The 6,901-nt window shown below is 66.6% G+C and carries 6 protein-coding genes; 1 reads left to right on the top strand and 5 read right to left on the bottom strand.

Going from position 1 to position 6,901, the window contains the following annotated elements; translation table 11 throughout:
- The coding region (locus tag VF662_RS13885) for a TatD family hydrolase (protein ID WP_464142308.1) at positions 1 to 575 on the bottom strand (575 nt) is incomplete at its 3' end.
- Positions 576 to 676: 101 nt separating this feature from the next.
- Between VF662_RS13885 and VF662_RS13880 the strand changes: the two genes are divergently transcribed.
- Positions 677 to 2,338, top strand: coding sequence for a tetratricopeptide repeat protein (locus tag VF662_RS13880; protein ID WP_464142306.1), 1,662 nt, complete (start codon positions 677 to 679; stop codon positions 2,336 to 2,338).
- A 7-nt stretch (positions 2,339 to 2,345) separates the two neighbouring features.
- Here VF662_RS13880 and metG read toward each other — a convergent pair whose 3' ends face one another.
- From metG to VF662_RS13860, 4 genes are read right to left on the bottom strand one after another with little or no spacing between them, the layout of a single operon-like run.
- Positions 2,346 to 3,905, bottom strand: a complete 1,560-nt coding sequence (metG, locus tag VF662_RS13875; protein WP_464142304.1) for a methionine--tRNA ligase — start codon at positions 3,903 to 3,905, stop codon at positions 2,346 to 2,348.
- A gap of 43 nt (positions 3,906 to 3,948) precedes the next feature.
- Positions 3,949 to 4,938, bottom strand: a complete 990-nt coding sequence (locus tag VF662_RS13870; protein WP_464142302.1) for a DNA polymerase III subunit delta' — start codon at positions 4,936 to 4,938, stop codon at positions 3,949 to 3,951.
- On the bottom strand, positions 4,935 to 5,558 hold the full coding sequence (tmk, locus tag VF662_RS13865; protein WP_464142300.1) for a dTMP kinase: 624 nt from the start codon (positions 5,556 to 5,558) through the stop codon (positions 4,935 to 4,937). The genes VF662_RS13870 and tmk overlap by 4 nt, the downstream gene beginning before the upstream one ends.
- 3 nt (positions 5,559 to 5,561) lie before the next feature.
- Positions 5,562 to 6,737 (bottom strand): D-alanyl-D-alanine carboxypeptidase family protein, encoded by a 1,176-nt coding sequence (locus VF662_RS13860; protein ID WP_464142298.1) that lies wholly within the window; start codon positions 6,735 to 6,737, stop codon positions 5,562 to 5,564.
- Positions 6,738 to 6,901 lie beyond the last annotated feature (164 nt).

The following is a 6,901-nucleotide window of genomic DNA, read 5'->3' as shown; positions in this document are numbered from 1 at the left end:
TTCGCCGTCTCCTGGAGATCCCTCGCGTTCTTGAACGTCACGATGCCCGAGATGGAGATGTAGAGCCCCAGATCCAGCGCCTTCCGGGCAAAGTCGGCGCTTGCGGTGAAGCAGTGGATGACGCCGGTAAACGCCCCCTTCCCCATCTCCTCGGCGAGGATCGCAGCCGTATCCTCTTCGGCATCGCGGGTGTGGACGATGATCGGCAGGCCGGTCTCTCGCGCCGCCTCGATGTGAGAGCGGAAGCTGTCGCGCTGCCGATCACGGTCCGAATGGTCGTAGTAGAAATCGAGGCCGCTCTCGCCGATGCCAATTACACGCGGATGCCGGGCCCTCTCCACCAGCGTCGAGGCATGAACGTCGGGGTGGATGTCGGCTTCGTGCGGGTGGATGCCGACGGAGGCCCAGACGTCCGGCTCCCGCTCCGCTACCCCGAGGACATCATCCCATTCGCTCGCCCGGGTGGAGATGTTGAGCATCGTCGTCACCCCCGCTCCGCGGGCGCGCTCCAGCACCGCCCCCTGCTCTTCCACGAGGCCCTTATAGTTGAGATGGCAATGGCTATCGATGAACATGGCGGCCCCTTAGGGGCTTTCGCCGGCTGTTGCACCCCGGTTGGATCAGGCTGGTAGCACCCCGCCCGCGGTGATAGCCTGCGTCGGACAGGGGGACCGCGATGACCTTGAAGAAGCTTTCGGCTCTCGCAGCGGCGCTCTGCGCCACCGCATTGCCAGCCCAGCAGGCGGCGGACGCGGTGAGGCGCGGCGAGCAACTCCCCGAAGCCGTCTGCGCACCGCCTGCCGCTCCAGGCGCAGCCGCCGACCGCCAGCCGCCTCCCCTCCTGCTCTCCGGTCTCGGCTTTGCCGGCATGGAGCCGGACAGCGCCAACAAGGAGGCCGTTGCCTGGTTCAAGCAGGGCGTGCGGCTGATCTGGGCCTTCGACGAAGTGGAAGCGGTCCGGGCGTTCCAGATGGCACAGGCGCTCGATCCCCAATGCGCGCTCTGCTTCTGGGGCGAGGCATGGGCGCGCGGGCCGACGATCAACCTGCGGCCGCGAACGCCGGAGCTTGAGGCGGCCCGGAAGGCCGCGGCGCGGGCGGCGGAGCTCGGCGGCAAGCTCGATGGGCGCGATCGGCTGCTGGTGGACGCAATGGTGCTCCGGACCAGGGATGCAAAAGCGTTTGCCAACGCTCTCTATGCAGCCAAGCTGGAGACCGCGGCGCTGCGATTGCCGCAGGACGACCTGGTCAACGTGCTCGCGGCCGACGCAAGGATGGTCGCGGACCCGCCGAAGGCCTTCAAGCCAGGGTCTTTGACCCAGCGGCTGCTGGAGCGGGTGCTGAAGCGGACGCCCGAACATGGCGGGGCTATCCACTATTACATTCACCTCACCGACTGGATCGACCGCTCGCACCTCGCGATCCCCTATGCGGAGCAGCTCGGCAGGATCGCACCTGCGGCGAGCCACCTCGTCCACATGCCGTCGCACAGCTTCTACGGCGTCGGCCGCTACAAGGATGCGGCTGCGGTGAACGTCGCCGCGGTTGCGGCCGACGAGGCGTTCGTGCGACGGATGCAGCCGTCGAAATCCGATTACCGGACCGGCCTCCTCCGCCACAATATGCACTTCGCCATCAACAGCGCCCTCATGCGCGGCGACGGTCGGACCGCGCAGGTCGTGTCGGATCAATACCGCACCGCGTTCGGCGACAAGACTGACGGCGCGACCAAATTGCTCGGGTCCGCCACGCTCTTCACCGCGGGCCTCTACGATGACGTGCCGAAGGTGCTGGCGCTGCCGGAGGATAAGAACGTGCTCGGTAATGCGCTCCGCCACTACGCGCGGGGCGAAGCGATGGCGCGGAGCGGAGACGCCGAGGGCGTCCGGCGCGAGGCGAAGGCGATTTCGAACATCCTCGAGAGCAACCAGTCCGTCGCGCTGGGCAGCAAGACGGCGCAGGCGCTGGTGCGCGTGACCCAGCACGTACTGGACGGTCGCGCGGCCATGCTGGGGGGCAAGCACGATGCAGCCGCGGATGCCTATTTCAAAGGCCTCCAGCAGCAGCTCGCTGCGAACTTCTCCTTCGATCCGCCGCTCTTCTGGTATCCGGTGCGGCGCAGCTATGCCGCTTCGCTGATCGCGGCCGGCGAGCATGGCCGCGCCCGCGAGCACCTCTACGCCGTGCTCCAGCGCTGGCCGAACGATCCGCTGGCGCTTTATGCCCTTTCGCTCGCTGACAGAGGGCTGGGCGACGCCGACGCGGCCGATCGCAATTTTGCCCGGGCACAGTCCGTCTGGGCAGGAGATCTGAGGAAGATCGCGCTCTGGCAGATCTGACGCGCGCTCAGGAGCCGGGCATCTCCAGCCGGGGGAAGATCGGTTTGGGCGGCTCAAGCCTGAATCCGGACGCTACGAGGCGCGAGTAGCTGTCCGCATCCCCGAGCGCGGCATAGCCCCTCTCCTCTTCCGGCACGCCCATCTGGTCGAGCAGCTTGCCCGCGGAGGCGGGAATGACCGGGAGGATCGACACCGCAAGATCGCGGATCGCCACGAAGAGCGCGCCAAGGACCGCAATCATACGTTCCGGATCCGTCTTCCGCAGCGTCCAGGGCGCCTGCACGTCGATATATTGGTTGCAGGCGAAGACGGCCCTCAGCCACGCCTCGATGCCCTGGCTGAGCTCAAGGTTTGCGAAGTGGCGCGGGAGCTCGTCCCTCGTGGCAACCGCAACCTTGGCGAGCAGCTCCGCGTCAGCCTCGTCCCCGCGGCCTCCGAATGGCAGCACACCGTCGCAATTCTTTGCGATGAAAGACAAAGTACGTTGCGCAAGGTTGCCGAAGCTGTTCGCCAGGTCGGCGTTGACGCGGTTGACGATCGCTTCGGTGCTGTAGCTCCCGTCCTGGCCGAAGGTCACCTCGCGCAGCAGGAAATAGCGCAGCTGATCGACGCCGAACGCATCGGCTAGCTCGAGTGGGTCGACCACATTGCCGACCGACTTCGACATCTTCTCGCCGCGGTGGAGCAGGAAGCCGTGGCCGAACACCTGACGGGGAAGCTCGATCCCCGCGGACATCAGGAAAGCGGGCCAATAGACGGCGTGGAAGCGGACGATATCCTTGCCGATGATGTGCACATTCGCCGGCCAGTATCGCTTGTAAGTCTCTGATTCGGTGTCGGGATAGCCGACGCCGGTGATGTAGTTGGTAAGCGCGTCGACCCACACGTACATGACATGGTCGTCGCTTCCGGGCACCTTCACGCCCCAATCGAAGCTGGTGCGCGAAATGGAAAGGTCGGAAAGGCCGCCCTCGACGAAGCGCATCACCTCGTTCCGCCGCGCCTCGGGGCGGATGAAATCGGGGTTCGCCTCGTAGTGGCGAAGCAACGGCTCCTGATAATTGGAGAGCCGGAAGAACCAGCTCTCCTCCACCGTCCATTCGACTTCGGTGCCCTGCGGCGACAGGCGCTCGCCGCTGTCGGCGGTGACGAGCTCCTTTTCATCGTAATAAGCTTCGTCGCGGACCGAGTACCAGCCCTCGTAGCGGCCGAGATAGATGTCGCCCTTATCCACCATCGCCTGCCAGATCGCCTGGCTGGAGCGGTGATGCTCGGGCTCGGTGGTGCGGATGAAGCGATCGTAGGAGACGTTCAGCCGATCATCCATCTCCCGGAAATAGGACGACATTTCCTCGGCGAGCGCGGCCGGCGCCACCCCCCTCTCCCGCGCCGTCTGCGCCATCTTGAGGCCGTGCTCGTCGGTGCCGGTAAGGAAGAAGACGTCGCGCCCCATCTGCCGCTGGAAGCGGGCGATGACGTCGGTTGCGATCGCTTCATAGGCGTGGCCGATATGCGGCCGCCCGTTGGGGTAGCTGATGGCGGTGGTGATATAGAAAGGTTCGGACATTTGCGGCGGACTTAGACGCTGGAGGCGCCGGACACTAGGTGTCTTAGGCGGCAGCCGAAGAGCCGGTTGGCGCAAGCGCTGCGAGCATTCCGGCCAGTTCGAACACCACGCTTTGCTGGTCCAGCGACAGGCGGGTGGCGCTTCCGGCAAGACCGGTGGCGCTTTCCCAGAGCCTGAGCGCCTCGGCGAGCGGCGCCCCTCGCCGCTCTTTCGCCTTATCAGCGATCAGCGAGGGCGCACGGGCAAGGAAGGCCTCATAGCGCGGCTGTGCCGCCTTCAGCGAAAGCGATTGCGCAAGCTCGCTGCGGCGCGCGTTCGTTGGGTCCCCCTTCTCCGCGAGGGCACGCATGGCCTTGTCCAAGGCGTCGATCTGAAGGCCGCGAAAGGCAATGGCACGGCCTGGCGACCCTTTTCCTACTTCTACCAAAGCGTTGATTTCGTTGCTGTCCGCATCGGGGAGCGCCGCCTCGAGCGCTGACGTCATGGCCTCGTCGGAGAGGTAGGACAGGCGCAGCTGCCGGCACCGTGAGCGGATCGTCGGCAGCAGCCGCTCCGGCGCGTGACTGACCAGGAGGAACAGGCTGTTGGCGGGCGGCTCCTCGAGGTTCTTAAGCAAGGCGTTGGCGGCCGAACGCTCCATATCGTCGATCGCGTCGATGATGACGACACGCCAGGGCGAGAAGGAGGCAGTGGTGGCGAACAGCCGCTGGAGGCTCCGCACCTGGTCGACATTGATGTTTCGGGCAAGATCGCCGCCCGTGTCGCGCGGCAGCCGTTCCAGCCGCATCAGGTCCGGGTGGCTGCCGGCCGCGACCAGCTTCGCGATCGGGTGCTCGTCCGGAACGTTCAGCCCATCCCTCTCCACCGCCGGCCCCGTACCCTCGGCGAGCACGCGCAGCGCCGCCTTCTCCGCGAACAGGGCCTTTCCGACCCCCTCGGGCCCGCTGATCAGCCAGGCATGGTGGAGGCGCCCGCTCGCCATCCCCGCCCGGAAGGCGGCGACGGCCGCGTCGTGGCCGAACAGCGGCTTCACAGCAGGTCCTCCAGCGCCGCGAGCAGCCGCTGCGTCACCTGCTCAGCCGCTCCCGAGGCGTCGACGATGCGGAAACGGTGCGGCTCCTCCTCCGCAATCAGCCGGAACGCGCTCGCCACCTCCGAGTGATAATCCTCAGCCCGGGAGCCGATGCGGTCGCCGCCGCCGCCGTCACGCTCACGCGCTCGGTCGGCCGCGGCACGGCCCGGAAGCTCGAGCAGCAGCGTGCGATCGGGAAGGAAGCCGCCGCTGCCGACCTGGTGCAGCTGGCGTATGACGGAGGCGCCGACGCCCCCTGCCCCGCCCTGATAGGCGATCGAGCTGTCCAGGAAACGGTCGGATAGGACCCATTTGCCATCGGCAAGGGCGGGCTTGATCGTCTTCGCGACATGATCGGCGCGGGCCGCGGCAAACAGCAAGGCCTCGGCGCCGGCGGTCCAGCGATCCTCCTCCCCCTGGAGAAGCAGCGAGCGGATCGCTTCGGCGCCGGGGCTGCCGCCCGGCTCGCGCGTCTCGACGACTTCTAGCCCGCGGCCCCTTAGCGCCTCCGCAAGCCGCTTCAGCTGGGTGGACTTGCCGACCCCTTCCCCGCCCTCGAGGCTGATGAAGCGGCCGGCCACCTGTCAGGCGAAGAGCGAGGTAAACCCCGCCCAGATCCGCCCGAAGAAGCCGGCCTCGTCCACCGTCTTGGCAGCGACCAGCGGCATCACCTGGGGCGGCGAATCGGAGGTCTGCACAACCAGGTCGGCCACATGCTGCCCCTGCTTGATCGGCGCCTTGAGCGGGCCATTATAGACCACCTTCACGCGCATGTTGCCGCCGCTGATGATGCCCGCAGGCACCGTCACCGCGAGGTTGCGGGGCGCGACCAGATCCACCTTGCTGTCGCTGCCGAGCTGCACCTGCGCTTCGCCGACCTTCTTGCCCGCCTGGAACAGAGGCTGGGCCTTCCACGCACGGAAGCCCCAATCCATGAACTTGACGCTCTCCTGGATCCGCTGGTTGAAGCTGCCGAGGCCCGCGACGACCATCACGATGCGGCGGCCGTTCTGTTCGGCCGAGCCGGTGAAGCCGTAGCCCGCCTCCTCCGTATGACCGGTCTTGAGCCCGTCAGCGCCCTGCACGCGGCCGAGCAGAGGGTTGCGATTGCCTTGGGTGATCGGGTTGCCGGCGCCAAGCGTCTTACCCCATGTGAACTGGGTCTGGGAGTAGAATTCCTTGTAAAGCTCCGGCGTCGTCTCGATGGTCGCTTCGGCAAGCCGGGCGAGGTCGCGGGCGCTGGTGAAGGTGACGCCCTCGTCCGGCCAGCCGTTCGAATTGCCGAAATTGGAGTTCGTCATCCCAAGCCGTTTCGCCTCGGCGTTCATCAGCGCCGCGAAGGCGGGCTCCGTTCCGGCGATGCATTCGGCGAGAACCACACTGGCGTCGTTGCCGGAGAGCGTGACGATGCCGTGCAGCAGGTTGCGGACGCTCACCTGCTCTCCGGGCGACAGGAACATGGTCGAACCGGCGGCGGGGCCGTGCCAACGCTGCCAGGTTTCGGGCCGCACCTGGCAGGTCTGGTCCGGCTTCAGCTTGCCCTGCTTCAGGAGATTGAAGGCGATGTGGGTGGTCATCATCTTCGCCATCGACGCCGGCGGGATGCGGCGATCGGCGTCCTTGGCGTAGAGCACGGCGCCCGACGACATGTCCTTCATGAACGCAACCTGCGCGGCGGTGTCGAAAGGCGGAGCGGCAGCGGCGGCCGGAAGTGCCAGTGCAGTCGCGAAGAACCCGAGAATCAGCGCCTTACGCTTCATAGATGATAACCCATCCGAACCTGTGTTGAGCCCCTGCGGCCGCGCCGCGCGGCGATCTTAATCGCTCGATTCCACCGGCGCCAGCGGCTTCAGCGGGAAATCGCGTCCGCCAGCAGCCCCACCGTCAGCGCATAGAAGTTGGAGCAATTGTAATCGAGGATGGT

It is taken from the genome of Allosphingosinicella sp. (genome assembly GCF_036387215.1).
Classification (GTDB): Bacteria; Pseudomonadota; Alphaproteobacteria; order Sphingomonadales; family Sphingomonadaceae; genus Allosphingosinicella.
Note: the sequence above shows the minus strand (reverse complement) of the source record. Positions and strands in the feature narration are given on the sequence as shown.